The sequence below is a fragment of the Rhizobium sp. P43 genome (assembly GCF_056730705.1).
The window spans coordinates 1,164,360-1,185,197 of sequence record NZ_CM161539.1 but is presented as its reverse complement, the minus strand read 5'-3'; the positions used below and the strand labels follow the sequence as shown (position 1 = coordinate 1,185,197).

The following is a 20,838-nucleotide window of genomic DNA, read 5'->3' as shown; positions in this document are numbered from 1 at the left end:
CCGTGCACACCTGCTATGGGATAGGGTTTTGGAATTGTCCAGACGCCCGACACAAGCAAAGGCCGGGCGTCCTCTTGGATCATTCGGCAGCAATCCTCGGCGGCAGGCCCGGATCATTTGCGCTCTTCAGAGACGCGTCTTCGAGTTCCGTGCGCAGGCGTGCCTCTTCCTGTGCATGCGGCTTGGAGAAACGGGCAAGCAGCAGGTAGGCAACCGGCGTGATGTAGAGGGTCACGACCGTCGCAAAGCCGAGACCACCGACGATCACCCAGCCAAGCGCAATCCGGGCCTCGGCGCCTGCACCTTGCGCCAGAACCAGCGGCACGCCACCGAGCACGGTCGCGATCATCGTCATCATGACCGGCCGCAGGCGGATGGTGCAGGCCGTTTCGATCGCTTCGCGCACCGATAGTCCGCGATCGCGCAGCTGGTTGGCGAATTCCACGATCAGAATGCCGTTTTTGGCCATGACCCCGACCAGGAGCACGAGGCCAATCTGGCTGTAGACGTTGAGCGTCGAGCCGGTGACGACGAGCGCGAAGACGGCACAGGCAAGACCGAGCGGAACCGTCGCCATGATGATCAGCGACGAGACGACGCTTTCGAACTGTGCGGCAAGCACCAGGAAGATGATCGCAATCGCAAATCCGAAAGTGAGCGCCATGCCATAGCTGTTTTCCTCAAGCGTTGCGGCCTCTGCGAGCGGGATCAACCGAGCGCCCGGCGGCAGAAGCGGTTGCGCCAGTTCCGTGACCGCCTGCACCGCATCACCCAATGCCACACCGTTTGCGAGCCCCGCCGAGAACGAAACCGAAGCCAGTTGCTGTTCGCGGTTCAACTGCGGTGAGACCGCCCTCTCTTCCAGCGACGCGATGGTCGACATCGGTACCACCCGACCATCGGAGGTGGTCAGGAAGATGTTTTCGAGGTCGGTCGGGTCATTGATAGGCTGCGTGCTGGAGACCAGCCGCACGGGGATCGAATTGCCGTCGACGAAGACGTCCGTGACAGAGCGGCCTTCCAGCAAAGCCTGGAGCGAAGTGCCGATCGCACCGATATCGACGCCGAGATCGGAGGCCCGTTCCCGATCCATGGTGACGGAGATCTGTGCCTGGGTCGGTTCGTTGTCGAGACGCGGCGTCTGGAACTCCGGACGGTCGCGCATCTGCTCAACGACCCGAAGAACAGCCTCGGTCAGCTTCTCGTGGCTCGACCCGACCATGGCCATCTGCAGACCGCTGCCGGCACCGCGGATGCGCAGACTGTTGGTCTGGAACACATTGCCGCGAAGGGCAGGCACCTTGGCCGTGGCCGCGTTGATGTCCTGGGCAATCTGATCTTGGCTGCGTGTCCGTTCGGACCAGGGCGCGAGCGTCATGACCATGAACGCGCTGTTCGAGGAGCCCTGCCCCGAGATCGAGAAGATGTTTTCGATCTCTCCGCTGTCTCGCAGCGGCTTCAGGTTCTCCTCGACCCGCTGGACCTGATCGCGGGTATAGGCAAGGCTCGATCCCTGCGGTGTCGTCAGTCGCATCATCACCATGGAGCGGTCTTCGCGCGGCGTCAGCTCGCTGCGGATCGTCGTGAAGGCGAAATAGGCAGCACCGGAGAACAGCGAAGCCACGACAATCACGATCAAGGGATTGCCCAGGCATGCCCTCAGCGTGCGTCCGTAGAAGCTGGCAAACCCACGACCGAAAGCACCGAGAACACCGTGATCATGATTGGCTTCCCGCGACAGCATCCGAGATGCCATCATCGGACAGAGCGTCAGAGCGGTGATCGATGACAAGAGGACGGCAAACGCAAGCACGAAGCCGAATTCGCGAAACAGACCGCCCAGCTGTCCGGGAAGGAAAGACAAGGGTACGAAGACGGCAGCAAGGGTCGCAGTTGTTGCGAGAACGGCGAAGAACACCTCCTGTGTCCCAAGCACCGCCGCCGCACGTGGCCCCATGCCCTCCGCTCGCCGTCGGACGATGTTCTCAAGCACCACGATCGCATCATCGACGACGAGACCCGTCGCCAGAACGATGGCCAGAAGCGTCAGGATGTTGATCGAGAAACCGACCAGATAGATTGCAACCAGCGTGCCGATCAAAGCAACCGGCATCGTGAGCGCGGGGATGAGTGTCGCTCTCCAGTCACGCAGGAACAGGAAAAGCACCACCAGGACGATGACCGCAGACAGCGCGAGCGCAAGCTCGACTTCATGCAGGGCACCCTCGATGAACACGGCATCGTCACTCGTGACAATGACGCGCGTGCCTTCCGGCAGCGCATCCTGCATGGTAACAACAGCGGCGCGAACCCCTTCCGAGATGCTGAGCGTATTGGACTGAGCCTGACGGATCACACCAAGGCCCACACCCGGAACGCCATTCGACCGGAGCGATGTCGAGCCGTCATCCGGTCCCAGCGTGATCGTCGCCACGTCGCGCATGCGCACCCGTTCGCCAATCAGGACATTCTCGAAGTCTTCGACGGATGTCAGGTTCGCGGTCGCCCGCACAACGATGTCCTGCGTCTGCGATTCCAGCGAACCCGCGGGAACGTCGAGCGATGCATTCTGCAGACCTGTCGCCAGATCGGCAACGCTCAAACCCCGGCTGGCGAGCGCAGCCTGGTTAACGTCGATCCGGAAGACCTTCTCCTGATCGCCGTAGATCTGAACATCAGCGACACCATCGACCGCAGCAAGACGGTCCGAGATCTCGTTTTCGACGAGAAGCGTGAGATCTTCCATCGACAGCGTGCTGGACGTCACACCAAGTCGCATGATCGGCTGTGAGTCGGCATCGGCCTTGACGATGCGAGGCTCTTCGACGTCATCAGGCAACTGGTTGCGGATACGTCCCAGCGCATCCCGGACATCATTGGCCGCCACAGCCAGATCGACGCTGTCGTTGAATTCCAGCGTCGTGCGGCTTTCCCCGAAAGAAGAGCGCGACGACATGGATTTGAGCCCGCTGACACGAGCGACCGCCCCTTCAATGACGCGTGTGACCTCCTGGTCCATGGTCTCTGCGGACGCACCATCATAATCGGTGCTCACCGTGATGACCGGCTGATCGACATCCGGCAATTCGCGGATCTCGACACCGGCAAGGGCTGCAAGACCTGCGACCACAAGCAGTGTATTGAGCACCGCCGCGAGAACCGGGCGGCGGACAAAGAGCGCGGTAAAGCTGCGCCCGGACTGTTCGGAACCGATCTCAGACGCGCTCATCGTGTGGCAACCTCCTGGGATTCAGCACCACCGGCCACTTCGACCGCCCCGCCCTCGCGAACACGCTGCAGACCTTCAACGGCGACAACATCGCCCTCCTTCAAGGGCGCTTCGACCAGGATCTGATCTGAATTGCGCTGCACGATGGTGACACGCGTCTTCACGGATTTGTTATCGACGATCTGCCAGACGAAGGAGCCTTCACCGTCCCACTGCACCGCCAGTGGATTGACGGCAGCATAGCTGTCGCCGGGGAAACGCATTACGACATTGAAGGACATGCCGGCACGCAGCACATCATCGGGGTTGTCAATCTTCGCACGGATGCGGATCGTACGACTAGCCTGATCAACACGGCTATCGACGGCCTCGACGCTGCCCTGGAAGATTTGTCCCGGTCGCGAAACCAGGCTCGCCTCAACGGGCATTCCCGGGCGCACGGCAGCGGCGAAGCGCTCCGGAGCCCAGAAATCGACGAGCAGCTGGCTCCGGTTGTCGAGCGAGACGATCGCGGTCGAATTGGTAACGTTGTCACCGACGCTGACCCCGACAATGCCGATGATACCATTGATCGGCGCGACGATATCGCGGCGCTTCAGGTTCAGTTCGGCGGTCGTCAGCTGCAGCTGCGCCTGTTCCTGGGCAATCTGGGCATCGAGCACGTCGAGCCGTGAGAAGCTCTGCAGGTTGCGATAGGACTCGGCCTTCTCCGTCGCGCTGCGCAAGGCGACAGCCGCCTGGTCACGCAGGATCACCTGCTCTTCGCGATCAAGCCGCGCGATCACATCGCCCTTTTGCACCTTCTGGCCGGAGGTGACGAGAATCTCCGCAACAGTCCCGGACGCCTGCGGCATCACGGTAACGGCCTCGATCGCCTCGCCGTCCCCAATCGCACTCAGGCGATCATTGATGACGCCCATACTGACCGGCTGTGTGGCGACGAGGATGGCCTGATTGCCGCCGCGCCGGTTGCCCTGCCCCTGTCCTTGCCCCTGACCCTGCCCTTGGCGCTGACCAGCCGCCTGACCGCCGGCTTGCGCCTGCTGGCCGCCCGGACCCGCACCATCGGCCTCGGGAGCGCGGCTGACGAGCGAGATCATCGATTGCGGCACACCCATCGACACGAGCGTCTGGCCGGCGCCCGGCGAAAAATAGACGAGCGAACAGAGACCGAGAAAGAGGATGGCAATAGAAATGGCGAGTTGCTTCCAAAGCGGCATGCAGGGCTCCAAAATATCGGACGAAAAGATGCCGTTTAGTATCGGGCGCAAACTCAAGGTGGCAATGGCTCGATGGCAAGCTTACTGATTTGTAATCTCGCATCTTTTCACGCCCCCGTGAACAGGTGCCTGCAGAAGCCCGAAACGCGCTGGTTCTTCGATCTTACCACGCGACGCTCACAAAGCCTCGCAAAATCCGTGCGCAACGGTCTGCGAGGAATAAAACCAGAACGGCGTCACTGGCCTTTCGAACCCGAATCACTACATTGGGCCGCATGAGTAACGGTTTCGACGATATTCCCTTCTTCGATGAAGAGCCCGCGCCGCGCAAGCCGGCCGCGTCCACCGCGCCCGCACCCGGTATGCCTGCCCCTGGCGGTCTCGGCATCGCCGCGCGCGCCATGGCCGCCCGTGATCAGGCCCGTGCGCCCGATTATCTCTCGGGGCTGAACCCGGAGCAGCGCGAAGCCGTCGAGACCGTCGATGGCCCCGTTCTGGTGCTCGCCGGCGCCGGCACCGGCAAGACCCGCGTACTGACGACCCGCATTGCCCACATCCTCGCAACAGGAAAGGCCTTTCCGAGCCAGATCCTTGCGGTGACCTTCACCAACAAGGCCGCGCGCGAGATGAAGGAGCGCATCGGCCATCTCGTTGGCGGTGCCGTCGAAGGCATGCCCTGGCTCGGCACCTTCCACTCGATCGGCGTGAAGCTCTTGCGCCGACACGCCGAACTCGTCGGCCTGTCCTCCGATTTCACCATTCTCGATACCGACGACGTCGTGCGGCTGATCAAGCAGATCATCCAGGCCGAAGGTCTCGACGACAAGCGCTGGCCCGCAAAGCAGTTCGCCCAGATGATCGACGGCTGGAAGAACAAGGGGCTCGATCCAGCCCAGATTCCGGAAGGCGACGCCCGGGCGTTTGCCAATGGCAAGGGCCGCGAACTCTACGTCGCCTACCAGAACCGCCTGAAGACCTTGAACGCCTGCGACTTCGGCGATCTGCTGCTGCATCCGATCCGGATGTTCAAGGCCAATCCCGACGTGCTGAAGGAGTACCACCAGCGCTTCAAATACGTTCTGGTGGACGAGTATCAGGACACCAACACCGCACAGTACATGTGGCTAAGGCTGCTCGCCCAGCGCCCGCCGGGCGTGCCGCAGAATGTCTGCTGCGTTGGCGATGACGACCAGTCGATCTATGGCTGGCGCGGCGCCGAAGTCGACAATATCCTACGCTTCGAGAAGGATTTCCCTGGCGCCAAGGTCATCAAGCTCGAGCGTAACTACCGCTCGACCGAACATATCCTCGGTGCAGCCGGCTTTCTGATCGCCCATAACGAGGGCCGCCTCGGCAAGACGCTGTTCACCGACCGCGTCGATCCGAACGACGACAAGGTCGTCGTGCATGCGGCCTGGGATTCGGAAGAGGAAGCCCGGGCTGTCGGGGAGGAGATCGAACAGCTGCAGCGCCAGCAGCATCCGCTGAACAACATGGCGATCCTGGTCCGCGCCTCCTTTCAGATGCGCGAATTCGAAGACCGCTTTGTCACGCTCGGCCTCAATTACCGCGTCATCGGTGGCCCACGCTTCTACGAGCGCCTCGAAATCCGCGATGCGATGGCCTACTTCCGCCTCGTCTGCCAGCCGGCCGACGACCTCGCCTTCGAGCGCATCGTCAACACGCCGAAGCGCGGCCTCGGCGACACCACGATCCGCAATCTGCACGACTACGCCCGCGCCCGCGACATCCCAATGCTCGCGGCAGCCGCCGACATCATCGAGACCGACGAGTTGAAGCCGAAGGCCCGCAAGGCGCTCTTCGATGTCGTCACCGACTTCCGCCGTTGGCAGACCCTGCTCGAAAACACGCCGCATACCGAACTCGCCGAGCAGATCCTCGACGAGAGCGGCTACACGGCCATGTGGCAGAACGACAAATCGGCGGAAGCGCCGGGACGTCTGGAAAACCTGAAGGAACTCATCCGCTCGATGGAAGCCTTCGAGAGCATGCGCGGCTTCCTCGAACACGTCTCGCTCGTCATGGACGCCGAGACCAACGAGAACCTCGACGCCGTCTCGATCATGACGCTGCACTCGGCCAAGGGCCTGGAATTCGAAACCGTCTTCCTGCCCGGCTGGGAGGAAGGTCTCTTCCCGCACCAGCGCGCCCTCGACGAAGGTGGTCGCGCCGGCCTCGAAGAAGAACGCCGCCTCGCCTATGTCGGCATCACCCGCGCCAAGCGCCGCTGCCACATCTGGTTCGTCTCCAACCGCCGAATCCATGGCCTCTGGCAGTCGACCATGCCCTCGCGCTTCCTGGACGAGCTGCCGCCGGCGCATGTCGAGGTCGCCGAAGCGGAGACCTCCTATGGCGGTTACGGCCGCAACCCCTACGGCCAGTCGCGCTTCGACAAGCAGGAACCCTTTCAGAACAGCTATTCGACGCCCGGCTGGAAGCGTGCCCAGGCCAACAAGACCGACGCGACCCGTGAAAACTGGGGCGCGCGCTCCGGCCATGCGGTGGAGCGGATCGGTTATGGCGAAAGCGGACCACGCGCAAAGACGATCGAAGGCGAGCTCGTCGCCAAGTCGACGACGTCAGAACCCTCGCGTTTTTCGGTGGGCGACCGCGTCTTCCACATCAAGTTCGGTAACGGCAACGTGTCAGCAATCGAAGGCAACAAGCTGACCATCGATTTCGACCGCGCCGGCCAGAAACGCGTGCTCGACGGCTTCGTCGAAAAAGCGTGAGCGGTCGCGGCGACTATTGACGCCTCGACCCCGATTGCGCAGAAGGCAGGCCGTTCGCCCGTCTGATTGGAGACCGCATTGCAAGTCCTTCCGGAAAGCCGCCTGAACCTCGCCATCTATCTTATCAACATGGATGGGGCAGAGGATCGTATGGAGGTGATGAACCGCGAGACCGCAGCCGCGGGCATTCATGCGGAACGCGTACCGGCTGTCATCGGTCGCAATCTCCGCTTCCCGATCCCCGAGTTTTCCGAACTCTCCTACAAGCTGCTCCATGGCCGCCGCATGAAATATGGCGAAGTCGGCTGCTATCTCAGCCACGTCGAATGCGCGCGCCGCTTCCTCGCCTCGGATGCGGATCTCTGCCTCATCCTCGAAGACGACGTGAGCTTCGAGCCGGACTTCCTTGAAACGATCGATGCTGCCGCCAGGAACAGCGATGCCTGGGATATCCTGCGCCTGACGACGGTGAGCAGCGGACGGAAATTTCCCTATCGCAAGCTGACGGACCGCCGTTCGCTGGCCATTGCCCTCACCCGTGAAAAGGGCTCGGGCGCCTATATGATCAACCGCAAGGCAGCCCGCTGGATCGCAGAAGACCTGGTGCCCATGCGGCTTGCCTACGACATCGCCTTCGATCTCGAATATCTCTCAGGCTTGAAGGGTGCCTTCATAAGCCCTCTGGTCGCGAGCCAGGACACCGCGTTTGAATCGCAGATCCAGGGCGACATGAATTCCCACAAGCTGCCGCGCTGGCGCTATCTGACCGTGTTGCCTTACAGAACCTATCTGGAAGTCAGCCGGGTTATCGCCCGGGGAAGCCTGCTCCTGTGGCAGAGGCTGCGCTCACGCGGGCGCTGATCCCACCGGCCGTCGTCACGCTTCGGCGGTGACTTCCTCAGCAGCAAAGGCCCGTTGCCAATGCCGGCGGCACAGCGACGTATAGGTCTCGTTGCCGCCGATCAGAACCTGTGCGCCATCCCGCTGTGCCTTGCCGTCTTCGCCAATGCGCACGACCATGGTTGCCTTGCGACCGCAATGGCAAATCGAGCGGGCTTCGGTGAGTTCATCGGCGATGGCGAGAAGCGCCTTGGAGCCGGGGAAAAGCTCGCCGCGGAAATCGGTGCGCAAGCCATAGGTCATAACGGGAATATCGAGGGAATCGACGACGCGGGCGAGTTGCCAGACCTGTTCGGTGGTCAGGAACTGAGCCTCGTCGACGAAAACGCAAGAGAGCGGCGACGCCGCGTGATCCGCCCGGATGGCTTCAAACAGATCTGCCTCCGAACCAAAGGCGGATGCCTCGGCACGAAGCCCGATCCGCGACCCGATGAAGCCCTTGCCGGCCCGGTTGTCGAGCGCGCTTATCAGCATGGCCACCCGCATGCCGCGCTCCTGGTAGTTATACGCCGCCTGCAGGAGCAGCGTCGACTTGCCGGCATTCATGGTGGCGTAGATGTAGTGGAGTTTGGCCAAGGCTTGCTGCTCATAACGGGATGCGTGATGGCGCTGTCTTAGCGGAGAGAAAAGACAGGACACAAGCACCGGTCAGCATTGCCAACAGGAACTATGGCGATGAAGCCAAGACGTTCAGCCCTGGGCCGCTTCCTCGCGATGCAGCCACATCAGCTCGACTTGGACCGCAGCCTGAAAATCCATGATCTCGGCGCGCATCTCGTCTTCCGGGCAGCCGAGGGCGAGAAGTTCGTTTCCAAGTCCCCGGCAGGTCGTCTTCCAGAACTCGGTTGCAGCATAGCCATTCAGGCGATCGAGTTCGATCGCGGAACGGCGGACCAGATCCCTACGGTTCGCGAGCGGAAAGAAGGCGATGGTCGGGTTGGTTTGGCCGTTCATGGCTTGGCTACTCATGCGAAACATCCTCACGTTACGGCATGTGTGTAGAATCACATGGTTAACGTTCCGTTTCGGCACAAGATCCGGACACGTCGAAGTGTGCCGAAAGTGAACCAGGCAACCGCCGTTGACGGGTGCGAAGCCGAAGCGTGGTGATGCCATCCGCCGGCACCGGATCACCGAACTACCGATCGCCGCAAGCGCCATCATGCTTCGCATTCTACGACTGCGAAATCTGCCCCATCCCCTTGATAAGACGGCTTGCGGTTGCCATCTTGCGCCGCACAAGAATTGGAGCACCATCATGACCAAGGCCCTGCTGCTCATCGACATCCAGAACGGCTTCTGCCCCGGCGGGAACCTGCCCGTCGCCGAGGGTGACGCGGTGGTGCCCGTCGCCAATCGCCTGATCGAAAGCGGCGTCTATGATCTGATCGTCGCCTCGCAGGACTGGCACCCCGCCAACCATGGCAGCTTTGCGTCCCAGCATGAGGGCAAGAACCCCTTCGACATGGGCGAGCTTTCCGGGCAGCCGCAGGTCATGTGGCCAGACCACTGCGTTCAGGGCACGGCAGATGCCGAATTTCACCCGGACCTGAAGACCGCGCGCATCGACTATATCCAGCGCAAGGGCGAAAACCCGACCGTCGATAGCTACTCGGCCTTTCGCGACAACGACAAGGCAGCCCTTACCGGCCTCTCCGGCTGGCTGAAGCAGAAGGGTGTGACCGCGCTCGACATAATGGGTCTTGCGACCGACTATTGCGTCAAGTTCTCAGCGCTGGATGCCGTCGACATGCTGCCTGATGTCAAGGTCCGCCTGATCGCCGATGGCTGCCGTGGGATCGACGCGAAGGGTGTCGAAGAGGCAATCGAGGCGATGCGCCGGGCAGGCGTCGAGATCACCGACAGCACCATGATCACGGCTTGAGGACATCTCTGCTGAGGATCCGTGCGATTGCCTTTTTTAGCGGCAAGCGCTAGAGCCGAGCCAACGACAAGACAGGGAGGACGCCGGTCATGGAAATCGTCACCACGATCGCCGCTTTGCGACAGAAGCTCGCGCCCCGCCGCCGTGCCGGCCAGGTGATCGGCTTCGTGCCGACCATGGGTTATCTGCATCAGGGCCACCTGAGCCTGGTCGGTCGCGCCAAGTCTGAAAACGACGTCACCGTCGTCTCGATCTTCGTCAACCCGCTGCAGTTCGGCAAGAACGAGGATCTTGAAAAATACCCGCGCGATCTGGCGCGCGACAGCGCCATGCTGGAAGAGGCCGGTGTCGATTTTCTCTTCGCGCCCGGTGTCGAGGACATGTATCCCGAACCGATGCAGACCGTCGTCGATCTGCCAAAACTCGGCTCGGAGCTCGAAGGTGAAGCCCGTCCGGGTCATTTCGCCGGCGTGGCAACTGTCGTGACCAAGCTCTTCAACATCGTCCAGCCGGATGCCGCCTATTTCGGTGAGAAAGACTATCAGCAAGTGACCATCATCCAGAAGATGGTCGAGGACCTGGCCCAGCCCGTCCGCGTCGTGCCTGTTCCGACGGTGCGCGAATCCGATGGTCTAGCCTGCTCCTCGCGCAACGTCTATTTGTCACCCGCAGAGCGAGCCGCCGCTGTCATCGTGCCGAAGACGCTGGCTGAGGCCGAGCGCCTTCTGCGGACCGGAATTCGCGACGTCGCGACACTCCAAGCAAAACTCATCGACTTCCTGCGCACCGAACCGCTCGCCGAGCCGGAAGTCGTCGCCATCCGCGATCCGCGCACGCTGGAACGCATCGAGACGGTCCACGGGAATGCCCTGGTGCTGCTCTATGTCCGTTTCGGCAAGACCAAGCTTCTCGACAACCGCATCATCGGCCAAGCGGCCGCCACCGGCATGGAGGCCGCCTGACATGAGCACACCACCCCGCCAGAAGCGCTTCACCCCGGCCGACATCACGGCCCTGAAGGGCAACCGTCCGATCGTCTCGCTGACCGCCTACACGACCCCGATCGCCCGCATCCTCGACCGGCATTGCGATCTGCTGCTCGTCGGCGACAGCCTCGGCATGGTGCTTTACGGCATGGATACGACTGTCGGCGTGACCATGGAGATGATGGTTGCCCACGGCCAGGCCGTCATGCGCGGCACGACGCGCGGCTGCGTCATCGTCGACCTGCCCTTCGGCTCCTACCAGGAAAGCAAGGAACAGGCCTTCCGCAACGCGGTGCGCCTGATGAAGGAAACCGGCTGCGACGGCGTGAAGCTCGAGGGTGGCGCCGAAATGGCCGAAACCGTGGAGTTCCTGGTCACTCGCGGCGTGCCGGTCTTCGGCCATATCGGCCTCATGCCGCAACAGGTGAATACGTCGGGCGGCTACCGCTCCAAGGGCCACAGTGAAGCCGAGCAGGACAAGATCCGCCGCGACGCCAAGGCGATCGATGAGGCCGGCGCATTCGCCATGGTCATCGAAGGCACCGTCGAACCCTTGGCACGGGAAATCTCGGCCAATGTCAGAGCCGCCACCATCGGAATCGGCGCCTCGCCGGCCTGCGATGGCCAGATCCTGGTCTCAGATGACATGCTGGGCCTGTTCAACGAGTTCAAGCCGCGCTTCGTCAAGCATTACAGCGAATTGGCCGAGGTCATCGACAAGGCCGCCAGCGATTATGCATCCGAGGTCAAGGACCGCGTCTTCCCCGGTCAGGAACACACGTTCCAGATCCGCCCGAAGAAATAGTAATACCAAGTGTCGGTGATAGGAACCCATAGGATCGGCTCGACCGGTCTTACTGGCTAGGAGAGGTCCGAAGACCGATGCTTGCGCATCGGTCGAGGAACTCGACGACGCCAGAAAGGCCGGGAAGCCGACCGGAGGTGGCTTCTTGCGGGCCCCTGGCGTTGTTGCGCCGCTTGGCCGATGCGACAGCATCGTCCGGCGCGCCGCGCCTAGCCAGAGACCCGCAAGAAGCCATCCTATAGGTCCCTATCATCGACACTTGGTATAGGCCTCCGGCAGCTGTTCCATTTCGTAGAGCGCATCGTTGATCTGGTCGACCTGCCGGGCAATGAGCGCCTGCGCGTCGCGCAGTCCCTTGTTGTAGTAGTGCGGCCCGATAAGCCGCGCGACCAGATCGACCAGAGTCTCGACCTCGAAGCGCCCGAGCTCCGTTTCGGCCTCATCGGACAGATGACGCTGAACCTTGAGTAACAGCCGCTCCCTGTCCTCGCGACTGATCAGATCCTTCTCCATCTGCCTTTCCTCCACATCGGATGCGACTTTTCGACAAGACGGAAATCCCGTCCGGATGGCAATGCCATTCATCAACGGCGATGGTCGTTCCATCAGCGGAATTGGTTTGTCGATCAGAGCGACAGGCTTTAGCCAGCAGATGAACGCGAGAAGTCTAACATGTCCCGATCCGATTTCACCGAAGGCGCGCTCAAAGCGCTGCCCGTCATCATCTCTGCCGGTCCGTTTGCGATCCTGTTCGGCGCGGTCGCCGTGGCGAACGGCCAGACTGTCGCCGAGGCAGCGCTGATGAGCGCCACCGTCTATGCCGGCGCCAGCCAATTGGTCGGCATCGAGCTTTTCGGGCAGGCTGTGCCGATGTGGATCGTCGTCCTCTCGATCCTGGCGGTGAATTTCCGCCACATCCTCTATTCGGCGGCCCTCACCCCGTTCATCGATCACTTCACCCTGCCGCAGAAGCTGCTGAGCTTCTTCCTGCTGACCGACCCGCAATTTGCAGAAGCCGTGGCGCGCGGTGAAAGCGGCAAAGAAGTGAGCTTCCCCTGGTATTTCGGCTTCGGCGCGATGATCTACGTTCCCTGGGTCGCCATGAGCGCGCTTGGCGGCGCGCTGGGCAGCGTCATCGGCAATCCCGCCGACTACGGCATCGACGTTCTGCTGCCGATCTATTTCCTCGGCCTCGTTCTCGGCTTCCGCAAGCGAGGCAATTTCCTGCTGATCGTGACTGTGAGCGCCGTTGTCTCGGTGGCCGCTCAGCATGTTGTCGGCACACCCTGGCACATCAGCATCGGCGCCTTGGCGGGAGTTTTGCTCGCGGCTCTTCTGCCTCTTCCGCCGAAGGACGAGCCTGCCGAGGAGACCGCCCGATGAGCACGCTTCTGACGCCCTACATGACAATGCTGATCGCGGCAGCAGCGATTGCGACCTTCCTCACCCGTATTGGTGGCTACGTCCTGGTGAAACGGCTGAAAACCATGCCGCCCAGGCTGGAGGCCGCGCTCAATGCCGTCCCGGCAGCCGTCCTGACGACACTCGTCGCCCCCGCCTTTTTCGCCGGCGAGATCGACGTCAAGGCCGCCATGGCGGCCTCGCTTCTGATCGGCCTGCGCTTCTCCACCATTCCCATGCTGATCGGCGGCTGGGCCGTCGTCATGCTGATGCGGCAGTTCCTCGTCTGAGGTCTGAGGTCTCAGGTCAGCGCTCAAACGGCGCCGTCGCCTGCTCCAGCCACTGCTTGGTGGCCACGTCGGAGATCAGCGGTAGCAGCTCGTCACGGGTCTTGGCGTGATAGGCGTCAAGCCACTTCAATTCGTCGCGCGTCAGCAGATCCTGCACGATCAGCCGGCGATCGATCGGCACAAAGGTCAGCGTCTCGAAGCCGAGCATCGGCTGGTCGCCGCCCTCGATCGTCTCGGCCTCGCGGACATAGATAAGGTTCTCTATCCGGATACCGAAGCTGCCGGGGCGATAATAACCCGGCTCGTTCGACAGGATCATGCCGGGCAGCAGCTCCTGCGTCGAAAGCCGAGCAATGCGCTGCGGCCCTTCATGCACCGAGAGATAGGACCCGACGCCATGGCCTGTGCCATGGGCGAAGTCGGCACCGGCCTTCCAGAGCGCGATACGGGCCAAAGGATCGAGATCGCAGCCGCGCGTGCCCTTCGGAAAGCGCGCCGTGCTGATCGCGATCATCCCCTTCAGCGCCAAGGTGAAGAAGCGCTTCTGCTCCTCCGGCACCTCACCGACGGCCAGCGTCCGCGTGATGTCGGTCGTCCCATTCACATATTGCGCGCCCGAATCGATCAGGAACATCTCGCCGGAGCGGATTTGCCGGTCGCTCTCGGTCGTCACGCGGTAATGCATGATCGCCGCATTCTCACCGGAACCAGAGATCGTGTCGAAGGAGATATCCCTGAGCGGGTTCTGCATCCGCTGCCCGACAGCGGCGCGGACGGCTTCAAGCTTCTGCGCAGCCGCAATCTCGGTGAGGCTGCCATGCGGCTGCTCGTCAAACCAGTGCAAAAACTCGACCATTGCAACGCCGTCCTGCAGATGCGCCGCCGCCGAGCCGTTGAGCTCGACCATGTTCTTCACCGCACGCCCGAGCTTTGCCGGGTCATTGCCTTCGACGACGTCGCCGCCACTCTCGCGGATCAGGCGGGCCAGCGCATAAGGGGTCAGATCCGGATCGACGAGTATGCGCTGGCCGCCCTTGGCGACCCGTTCCAGCCGTTCGGCCAACAACGTGGGATCAACCTGTTCGCAAAGGTCGCGGAGATAGGTCTCGACCTCGAGATTGGTCTTGGCGCTGTCAAGGAAGAGTTCGGCAGATCCATTCGCCTTGATGATCGCCCGTGACAGCGGATGCGGCGTATGCGGCACATCGCTGCCACGCAGATTGAAGATCCAGGCCACCGACGACGGATCGGAAATCAGGACGGCGGCGAGGCTCTTCTCGGTCAGATCGGCTGCGATCTTCTTCAGCTTGTCGGCAGCGGACACACCGGCCTGGTTCAGCGCCTGGATCATGACGGCGCCCTTGGGCTCGGCCGGACGGTCCGTCCAGAGCCGATCGACCGGGTTATGCGGCAGGAAGACAAGGCTGCCGCCCTTCTCCGCCAGCGCCTTTTCCAGCCTGCGGACCTCCGCACCGGTATGCACCCAGGGATCGATCCCCAGACGAAAACCCTTCGATGCGCGGTTCTCGATCCATTTGTGCGGCGGTTCGCCGACAAGGTCTCCGGGCGTGAAGACGGTCGGATCGACCTGCTGGGCAAGCTGCGTGACGTAACGGCCGTCCACGAAGACGACGGCCTGCACCTCGGTCAAAAGCAGCATCCCGGCCGAACCGGTGAAGCCGGTCGCCCAGGCGAGACGCTCGGCGGACTCGGGCACGTATTCGCCGAGATAGTCATCCGAGCGCGGGACCAGCAGTCCATCGATACCAAACTCTGCAAACAGTCCCCTGAGCGCTGCGATCCGGGACTTGCCGTGATGCGGCGTGGACTTGACCTCGAAGGACTGAAACATGGGGAATGACTCGCGGTGGGTTCGGGACTCTCTCGGCGTTTATAGCAAGGCCACTCCGTTGCCACCACCATCGCCGCATGGTTTCGCATCAGATGCATCCTGATCCAGCCCGATACGCCACAATTTGAGGCAGTCCTCATGCTGCCATGCAGCATTTGCAGATCTCCCGTGCTCCAAGCCATCTGACTGAGCGGCTCCAATAGGACTATATCAGGGTCATCGAGGACGCAGAACGAAGCGTCCGGAACCGAAAGGAAACCAAGAGATGGCCAAGTCCTTCCTGCGCACCGCCCTGAACAACCTCGTTGAGGCACGCCAGCGCCGTGCCGATCTCTATGCAACCGGCGCTCTTCTGAACCTTGATGACTCCTCGCTGCAGGCCATGGGCCTGAACCGTGACGAGCTGCGCCGTCGCCCGCATCAGCGTTCGATCATCTGACAGTCGGCGGTCGAAGGACCGCTTTAAAATGTGTCCGCTTGAGCGCTCCTCCCACGCTCGCGGCCCCCGGCGCGGCATGATGCCGAAGCCCAAAAGGCGGCTCCTAGCGGGCCGCCTTTTCTGCATGATCAAAACTGACCTTAGGTATCAACCCTTACCTTGGGTAAAGTGAATGGTGACCCAGCCATTGCGCCAGATCGTCTTCACATGCGAGAGCCCCTCGCCGCTGTAGGCGGCAATCACCTTCCAGCGCTGCTCCGCCAGGATGCCCGACAGGATGACGGAACCATTTGCCGCGAGGTGATTGACGAGCTGCGGCGCCATCTTGATCAGCGGCCGCGCCAGAATGTTGGCGATGATCAGATCGAAGGGGCCATGCTCGCGGAACGCGGTCGAGTGAAAGCCAGGCGCCGTGCGAAAGTCGATCCCGTCAACGACCTGGTTGCGGCGCGCATTTTCCTTGGCCACACGAACCGCAATCGGATCGATATCGGTCGCCAGCACCGGTACGGGTAGAAGCTTGCGCACGGCAATCGCCAGCACACCACTGCCCGTTCCGAGATCCAGCGCATTGCGCACTTTCCGCGCCCTGACGACCTTTTCGATGACTTCGAGGCAGCCTGCCGTCGTTCCGTGATGTCCGGTGCCAAAGGCCTGACCGGCATCGATCTCGATCGCCACGTCGTGCGGCTGGACCTTGTCGCGATCATGCGAACCGTGAACCAGAAAACGGCCGGCCCGCACCGGCTTCAAGCCCTCGAGCGACTTGGCGATCCAATCAATGTCCGGGATCACCTCGCGCTCGATTGCAGCCTCCGGAAATTCTTCAGAAAGCAGTTCCTGAACCCGGGGGATGACCTCCTCCTCCTGGTCGGCCATCAGATAGATGGAAGCCTCCCAGATATCGGCCTTCTCGTCGACCTCGGTGGTCGCGATCGCATAGTCCTCCTCACCGAAAGCGAAGCTCATCAGATCGAGGATCCGGTTGGCATTCTTCTCGGTGGTGGTCACATAAAGGCGAATTTCGGCCACGATCGGTCATCCTTGGAAGGTCAGGGCAGTCAGAGGCGTTGCGGTACAACGCAAACGCCCGGATGGCAACCTCAGCCGAAGCTCCAGGGCGTCAGCCTTTCATCAGGTTTTCGAGCTTCTTGATCGCCGTGTCGGGATTTTCTCCATAGGCGATCGTACCCTTGAAGCGCCCCTCCGCATCGAGAAGGAAGATCGAGGCGGTGTGGTCCATGGTGTAATCGCCATCCGGCTGCGCTTCATCCAGCGGGATCTTTTTGGCATAGACGCGAAAGCCCTTCACGACCTCAGCGATCTTGGCGGGGTCGCCGGCAATGCCGGTGATCCGGTCGGTCACGTTGGAAATGTAACGGCCAAGGATTTCGGGCGTATCACGCTCCGGATCAACCGTGACGAAATAGGCCTGCAAGCCGGTAGCATTCGGGTCCACCTGCTTCAGCCACCCATCAAGCTCGAACAGAGTGGTCGGGCAGACTTCAGGGCAATGGGTGAAGCCGAAGAACAGGGCCGTCGGCTTGCCACGGAACGCCTGCTCGGTGATGGGCTGGCCATTTTGATCAACCAGCTGGAAGGGGACGCCAAAGGGCGCTTCTGCAATCTGCTGATCAGACTTCGTAACCGAATAGGTCAACCAGCCGAGAACGCCCGCCATGACGACAACCGCCGCCCACAAGATGACCCTGACCGTTTGCATAATGGCAATTCCTTGAAATCGAACTTTATGTTCAGCCCGATAAGCCTCCCGATGCGAGAAGGCAATTCAACTCGATGTAAATCCGGGCATGAGCGCCGATTTGTCACGGAGCGGCGGGTCAGAAGCAGTAGGCCAGCCCGCTTTCGATGAGGGTTAGAAAAATATCAGCCCCGTGATGCATCCAGCCAAGGAAGACTGCAGCACTGAAGAGTGCCCCTGCCAGCAGCAGAGCCGTCAGCGGCAACCATTTCTGCGAACGAACTTGAACGGTCATGTCCGCATCATATCGCACTTGAAGCCAGATGAAACGCGAGATTTTGATCCGCAAGGACATGATTTGACGGATATCAAGGAAGAAACATGGTAGTTTCTGACAGATTGTCGCAGCAATCTACGTCTTTGGGAGGGACGGATGGAACAGCAGGCACTCGATCGCGGCACGCTGCCAAAGTTTCGTATCAACCGGCTTCGTATCGACGACATTCGAGCAGCGCTGGCCGACGGCTGGGGCGACTTCAGAGCCTACCCGACTTTCGGCCTGTTCTTCGGGGCAATCTATGCCCTGGGCGGCATCTTCATTGCCGTTATGCTGAGCTACTACCACCTGCCCTGGATGATCATCCCCGTTGCGATCGGCTTCCCTCTGATCGGCCCGTTCATCGCCGTTGGGCTCTATGAGATCAGCCGTCGCCACAGGCTCGGCGAGCCGATCGGCTGGAAGGCGGTCCTCGCCGAGGTCTTCCGCCAGCGAGAGCGTCAGCTCTCCTGGATGGCCTTCGTCGTGCTGTTCATCTTCTGGATCTGGATCTATCAGGTTCGGCTGCTCATGGCGCTTTTCTTGGGCTTCAGGGTCCCCGCCACACTCGACGCTTTCGTCAATGTGGTCCTGACCACGCCCCAGGGTCTGCTCTTCCTTGCCGTCGGTACAGTCGTCGGGGCTGTGCTTGCAATCATCCTGTTTACCGCCACTGTCATCTCGATGCCGCTGCTCCTGGACCACGATGTGGACTTCGTCACCGCCATGTTGACCAGCATGCGCACCGTCATCGAAAACCCCGTACCGATGTTGGCATTCGGTGTGATCGTCGCAGGACTGGCCGTCATCTCGCTGCTTCCCGCGTTTCTTGGCCTCCTGGTGGTCCTCCCCTTTCTAGGACACGCCACATGGCATCTCTATCGCCGCGCGATTACAGCATCTTAGCCGGCAACAGACGATGTTTAAGCCAAATGCGGCCATGATTAGTTCTTGATTAACTAATATTCTAGATTCTGCGTGAAGCGTTCTGGCCGTCCCGGTCAGGCGGGCATGACAGTCCGCAGGGTGCTCCCGACTACGCATGGTGTCGCCGGCATGCAGAGGCAGCCGGGATCGAGGCTGGGGAGCTCAATGTTCAATTTCATCACGGGTAAAGATCTGTCCGTCAAACAGCGTCTGATGACGCTCGGCGCCGCTGCAGTCCTCGGAATTGGTTCGATGCTCGCAGTCGGCTGGTACCAGAATGCACGCATATCGACCGCCATCCAGGAATCGATCGACATCAAGAACGAAGTCGAGCGCATCAACGAAATGCGCCTTGCCAACGCCAATATGGTGCTGGCGGCGATGGACACGATCATTGACCGCGGCGAAGGCAGCATCCAGCCGGAACGTGTCGCAATCATCGATGCTGCGGTCGCCCTGCTGACCGATGGTACGTCGGTATTGAGAGCTGTGGCAGAGGAAGCAGGCGCGCCTGGCGAAGTCAGCAGCTACGAGGCAGACCTCGCCGCAGTCACGCAGGCGATCAAGGTTGATCTGAAACGCATGGTGGAGACCGGCGCACCGGAAGCCGATTACGCGGCCATCGATGATACGATCGACGGCGCCGGCGAGCGGCTCGCAGGCTCTCTGAACAACCTATCGGCCCTCGGCGGCAATCTCGTCGAGGAATATGTCAGCGAGGCAACCCGTCGGAGCGATCAGGCGCTGTTCTTCCAGCTTGGCCTGGGCAGTCTTGCGTTCATCACAGTCATTGCCCTCCAGCTCATCCACGGCAATTCCATCGCCGATGGCATCCGCCTGGTCCGCACAAGCATGCAGCGGATCATCGATGGCGACTATCAGACCGAAGTTGCCGGCACAGACCGGCAGGACGAAATCGGCGGCATGGCCCGTTCAGCCGACATCTTCCGCAAGGCGGCCATCGAAAAACATGATCTTGAAGAGGCGAGCCGGACACAGCGCCGGCAAAACGAAGCGGAACGCGAAAGCCGCACGGCCGCCATGGAAGCTGACACAAAGGCTCTCAAACTCGCCGTCGATGCGCTTGGCGAAGGCCTCACGCGACTGTCAAACGGCGATCTCTGCGCCGCCATCACAAGCCCCTTCCCGCCGGATCTTGAACGCCTCAGAAACGACTTCAATGAAGTCGCCACCAATCTGAAGCGGGTGATGACAGAGATCGCCAGCAACAGCAGCTCCATCCGTGCAAACAGCCAGCAGATGCGCAGTGCCGCCGACGATCTGGCCCGACGGACCGAACAACAGGCCGCTTCCCTTGAGGAAACCTCGGCTGCCCTCACCGAAATCACCGAGACGGTGAGGACGGCGACCGAACGCGCCGAAGAGGCAAGCCACATGGTCGACAACGCCAAGACCTATGCGGAGCAGTCGAGCGCTGTCGTCAACGATGCCATGGCGGCCATGGAGCGCATCGAGGGCGCGACAGGTGAAATCGGCAAGATCATCAACGTCATCGACGAAATCGCCTTCCAGACCAACCTTCTCGCACTGAACGCCGGTGTCGAAGCCGCCCGCGCGGGCGAGGCCGGCAAGGGCTTCGCCGTCGTCGCACAGGAGGTTCGTGCACTCGCCGGCAGAGCCGCCGAAGCAGCCCGCGACATCAAGACACTTGTTGGCCGATCCAGCGAAGAAGTTCGCTCCGGCGTCGAAATCGTCACCGCCACCGGCGAGGCCCTGCATCGCATCGGCGAAGATGTTTTACGAATTAACGAGCACGTTAAGGCAATCGTTACCAGCGCGAGAGAACAATCAGTTGGTCTGAGCGAGATCAACTCCGCCGTTGGGCAGATGGACCAGGTCACGCAGCAGAATGCCGCCATGGTAGAGCAGACCAATGCGGCAAGCCACACGCTGGCGAGTGATGCGGAAAGCCTTTCGCGCCTCGTCAGTCAGTTCAAGGTCAACTTGAACGATCCTGTTCATGTTCAACAGCAGGAGCCGGCCCTGGCCGCCTCCCCTCAGAAACCGTCCCCCGCGCGGGCACTGATGGACAAGGTTGCGGGATCGTTTAACCGAACAGCTTCGGCAACCGCTTCTGCTGCCGCAGCAAAAGAACACTGGGAAGAGTTCTAA

At 61.4% G+C, this 20,838-nt stretch carries 19 protein-coding genes; 10 read left to right on the top strand and 9 right to left on the bottom strand.

Annotated features, from left to right (window positions below; translation table 11 throughout):
• Positions 1–79: 79 nt before the first annotated feature.
• On the bottom strand, positions 80–3,229 hold the full coding sequence (locus AC1PUL_RS05850; RefSeq protein ID WP_480467169.1) for an efflux RND transporter permease subunit: 3,150 nt from the start codon (positions 3,227–3,229) through the stop codon (positions 80–82).
• Positions 3,226–4,449 carry an efflux RND transporter periplasmic adaptor subunit gene (locus AC1PUL_RS05845; RefSeq protein ID WP_480467167.1) on the bottom strand — a complete coding sequence of 408 codons (1,224 nt, stop codon included), beginning with the start codon at positions 4,447–4,449 and terminating at the stop codon, positions 3,226–3,228. The genes AC1PUL_RS05850 and AC1PUL_RS05845 overlap by 4 nt, the downstream gene beginning before the upstream one ends.
• Positions 4,450–4,724: 275 nt before the next feature.
• Here AC1PUL_RS05845 and AC1PUL_RS05840 point away from each other — a divergent pair, with 275 nt between their 5' ends.
• Together AC1PUL_RS05840 and AC1PUL_RS05835 are read left to right on the top strand one after the other, a co-directional pair.
• Positions 4,725–7,202 carry an ATP-dependent helicase gene (locus AC1PUL_RS05840; RefSeq protein WP_480467166.1) on the top strand — a complete coding sequence of 826 codons (2,478 nt, stop codon included), beginning with the start codon at positions 4,725–4,727 and terminating at the stop codon, positions 7,200–7,202.
• A gap of 78 nt (positions 7,203–7,280) precedes the next feature.
• The gene (locus tag AC1PUL_RS05835) at positions 7,281–8,063 is read left to right on the top strand and encodes a glycosyltransferase family 25 protein (protein WP_480467164.1); all 783 of its coding nucleotides are present in this window, start codon (positions 7,281–7,283) and stop codon (positions 8,061–8,063) included.
• Positions 8,064–8,078: 15 nt separating this feature from the next.
• Here the strand turns inward: AC1PUL_RS05835 and AC1PUL_RS05830 are convergent, their stop codons facing one another.
• Positions 8,079–8,678 carry a thymidine kinase gene (locus AC1PUL_RS05830; RefSeq protein ID WP_298461759.1) on the bottom strand — a complete coding sequence of 200 codons (600 nt, stop codon included), beginning with the start codon at positions 8,676–8,678 and terminating at the stop codon, positions 8,079–8,081.
• A 114-nt stretch (positions 8,679–8,792) separates the two neighbouring features.
• Positions 8,793–9,071, bottom strand: coding sequence for a DUF6074 family protein (locus AC1PUL_RS05825; RefSeq protein WP_298461756.1), 279 nt, complete (start codon positions 9,069–9,071; stop codon positions 8,793–8,795).
• A gap of 289 nt (positions 9,072–9,360) precedes the next feature.
• Here AC1PUL_RS05825 and pncA point away from each other — a divergent pair, with 289 nt between their 5' ends.
• The 3 genes from pncA (at position 9,361) to panB (ending at position 11,778) form a co-directional block, all read left to right on the top strand.
• Entirely contained in the window at positions 9,361–9,987 is a 627-nt protein-coding gene (pncA, locus tag AC1PUL_RS05820) for a bifunctional nicotinamidase/pyrazinamidase (RefSeq protein WP_480467163.1), read from the top strand.
• An 89-nt stretch (positions 9,988–10,076) separates the two neighbouring features.
• Positions 10,077–10,949 (top strand): pantoate--beta-alanine ligase, encoded by an 873-nt coding sequence (gene panC, locus AC1PUL_RS05815; RefSeq protein ID WP_480467161.1) that lies wholly within the window; start codon positions 10,077–10,079, stop codon positions 10,947–10,949.
• 1 nt (position 10,950) lies between these two features.
• Complete coding sequence (gene panB / locus AC1PUL_RS05810) at positions 10,951–11,778, top strand: 3-methyl-2-oxobutanoate hydroxymethyltransferase (protein WP_480467160.1); 828 nt, start codon at positions 10,951–10,953, stop codon at positions 11,776–11,778.
• A gap of 249 nt (positions 11,779–12,027) precedes the next feature.
• Here the strand turns inward: panB and AC1PUL_RS05805 are convergent, their stop codons facing one another.
• Positions 12,028–12,291, bottom strand: coding sequence for a DUF2164 domain-containing protein (locus tag AC1PUL_RS05805; RefSeq protein ID WP_480467159.1), 264 nt, complete (start codon positions 12,289–12,291; stop codon positions 12,028–12,030).
• Between the two features lie 159 nt (positions 12,292–12,450).
• Between AC1PUL_RS05805 and AC1PUL_RS05800 the strand changes: the two genes are divergently transcribed.
• A complete protein-coding gene (locus AC1PUL_RS05800) occupies positions 12,451–13,161 on the top strand; it encodes an AzlC family ABC transporter permease (protein WP_480467157.1) in 711 nt (236 codons plus the stop codon).
• Complete coding sequence (locus AC1PUL_RS05795; protein ID WP_480467155.1) at positions 13,158–13,469, top strand: AzlD family protein; 312 nt, start codon at positions 13,158–13,160, stop codon at positions 13,467–13,469. Before AC1PUL_RS05800 ends, AC1PUL_RS05795 begins: the two co-directional genes overlap by 4 nt.
• A gap of 16 nt (positions 13,470–13,485) precedes the next feature.
• Here AC1PUL_RS05795 and AC1PUL_RS05790 read toward each other — a convergent pair whose 3' ends face one another.
• Positions 13,486–15,321 carry an aminopeptidase P family protein gene (locus AC1PUL_RS05790; RefSeq protein ID WP_480467153.1) on the bottom strand — a complete coding sequence of 612 codons (1,836 nt, stop codon included), beginning with the start codon at positions 15,319–15,321 and terminating at the stop codon, positions 13,486–13,488.
• Between the two features lie 265 nt (positions 15,322–15,586).
• Between AC1PUL_RS05790 and AC1PUL_RS05785 the strand changes: the two genes are divergently transcribed.
• Positions 15,587–15,760 (top strand): hypothetical protein, encoded by a 174-nt coding sequence (locus AC1PUL_RS05785; protein ID WP_480467151.1) that lies wholly within the window; start codon positions 15,587–15,589, stop codon positions 15,758–15,760.
• Positions 15,761–15,907: 147 nt separating this feature from the next.
• Here AC1PUL_RS05785 and AC1PUL_RS05780 read toward each other — a convergent pair whose 3' ends face one another.
• The 3 genes from AC1PUL_RS05780 to AC1PUL_RS05770 form a co-directional block, all read right to left on the bottom strand.
• Complete coding sequence (locus AC1PUL_RS05780) at positions 15,908–16,792, bottom strand: 50S ribosomal protein L11 methyltransferase (protein WP_480467149.1); 885 nt, start codon at positions 16,790–16,792, stop codon at positions 15,908–15,910.
• Between the two features lie 91 nt (positions 16,793–16,883).
• The gene (locus AC1PUL_RS05775; RefSeq protein WP_480467148.1) at positions 16,884–17,483 is read right to left on the bottom strand and encodes an SCO family protein; all 600 of its coding nucleotides are present in this window, start codon (positions 17,481–17,483) and stop codon (positions 16,884–16,886) included.
• A 118-nt stretch (positions 17,484–17,601) separates the two neighbouring features.
• Complete coding sequence (locus tag AC1PUL_RS05770; protein WP_480467147.1) at positions 17,602–17,757, bottom strand: hypothetical protein; 156 nt, start codon at positions 17,755–17,757, stop codon at positions 17,602–17,604.
• A 138-nt stretch (positions 17,758–17,895) separates the two neighbouring features.
• Here AC1PUL_RS05770 and AC1PUL_RS05765 point away from each other — a divergent pair, with 138 nt between their 5' ends.
• Together AC1PUL_RS05765 and AC1PUL_RS05760 are read left to right on the top strand one after the other, a co-directional pair.
• Positions 17,896–18,684, top strand: a complete 789-nt coding sequence (locus AC1PUL_RS05765) for a DUF2189 domain-containing protein (protein WP_480467145.1) — start codon at positions 17,896–17,898, stop codon at positions 18,682–18,684.
• Positions 18,685–18,870: 186 nt separating this feature from the next.
• Positions 18,871–20,838, top strand: a complete 1,968-nt coding sequence (locus tag AC1PUL_RS05760) for a methyl-accepting chemotaxis protein (RefSeq protein ID WP_480467143.1) — start codon at positions 18,871–18,873, stop codon at positions 20,836–20,838.

Bases quoted from the DNA above. Each gene is read 5' to 3' on its own strand.
- AC1PUL_RS05775 (WP_480467148.1), bottom strand. From the start codon at position 17,483: ATGCAAACGGTCAGGGTCATCTTGTGGGCGGCGGTTGTCGTCATGGCG.
- AC1PUL_RS05840 (WP_480467166.1), top strand. From the start codon at position 4,725: ATGAGTAACGGTTTCGACGATATTCCCTTCTTCGATGAAGAGCCCGCG.
- AC1PUL_RS05795 (WP_480467155.1), top strand. From the start codon at position 13,158: ATGAGCACGCTTCTGACGCCCTACATGACAATGCTGATCGCGGCAGCA.
- AC1PUL_RS05760 (WP_480467143.1), top strand. From the start codon at position 18,871: ATGTTCAATTTCATCACGGGTAAAGATCTGTCCGTCAAACAGCGTCTG.
- AC1PUL_RS05825 (WP_298461756.1), bottom strand. From the start codon at position 9,071: ATGAGTAGCCAAGCCATGAACGGCCAAACCAACCCGACCATCGCCTTC.
- AC1PUL_RS05850 (WP_480467169.1), bottom strand. From the start codon at position 3,229: ATGAGCGCGTCTGAGATCGGTTCCGAACAGTCCGGGCGCAGCTTTACC.
- AC1PUL_RS05800 (WP_480467157.1), top strand. From the start codon at position 12,451: ATGTCCCGATCCGATTTCACCGAAGGCGCGCTCAAAGCGCTGCCCGTC.
- AC1PUL_RS05785 (WP_480467151.1), top strand. From the start codon at position 15,587: ATGGCCAAGTCCTTCCTGCGCACCGCCCTGAACAACCTCGTTGAGGCA.
- AC1PUL_RS05805 (WP_480467159.1), bottom strand. From the start codon at position 12,291: ATGGAGAAGGATCTGATCAGTCGCGAGGACAGGGAGCGGCTGTTACTC.
- pncA (WP_480467163.1), top strand. From the start codon at position 9,361: ATGACCAAGGCCCTGCTGCTCATCGACATCCAGAACGGCTTCTGCCCC.
- panB (WP_480467160.1), top strand. From the start codon at position 10,951: ATGAGCACACCACCCCGCCAGAAGCGCTTCACCCCGGCCGACATCACG.
- panC (WP_480467161.1), top strand. From the start codon at position 10,077: ATGGAAATCGTCACCACGATCGCCGCTTTGCGACAGAAGCTCGCGCCC.
- AC1PUL_RS05790 (WP_480467153.1), bottom strand. From the start codon at position 15,321: ATGTTTCAGTCCTTCGAGGTCAAGTCCACGCCGCATCACGGCAAGTCC.
- AC1PUL_RS05845 (WP_480467167.1), bottom strand. From the start codon at position 4,449: ATGCCGCTTTGGAAGCAACTCGCCATTTCTATTGCCATCCTCTTTCTC.
- AC1PUL_RS05765 (WP_480467145.1), top strand. From the start codon at position 17,896: ATGGAACAGCAGGCACTCGATCGCGGCACGCTGCCAAAGTTTCGTATC.
- AC1PUL_RS05770 (WP_480467147.1), bottom strand. From the start codon at position 17,757: ATGACCGTTCAAGTTCGTTCGCAGAAATGGTTGCCGCTGACGGCTCTG.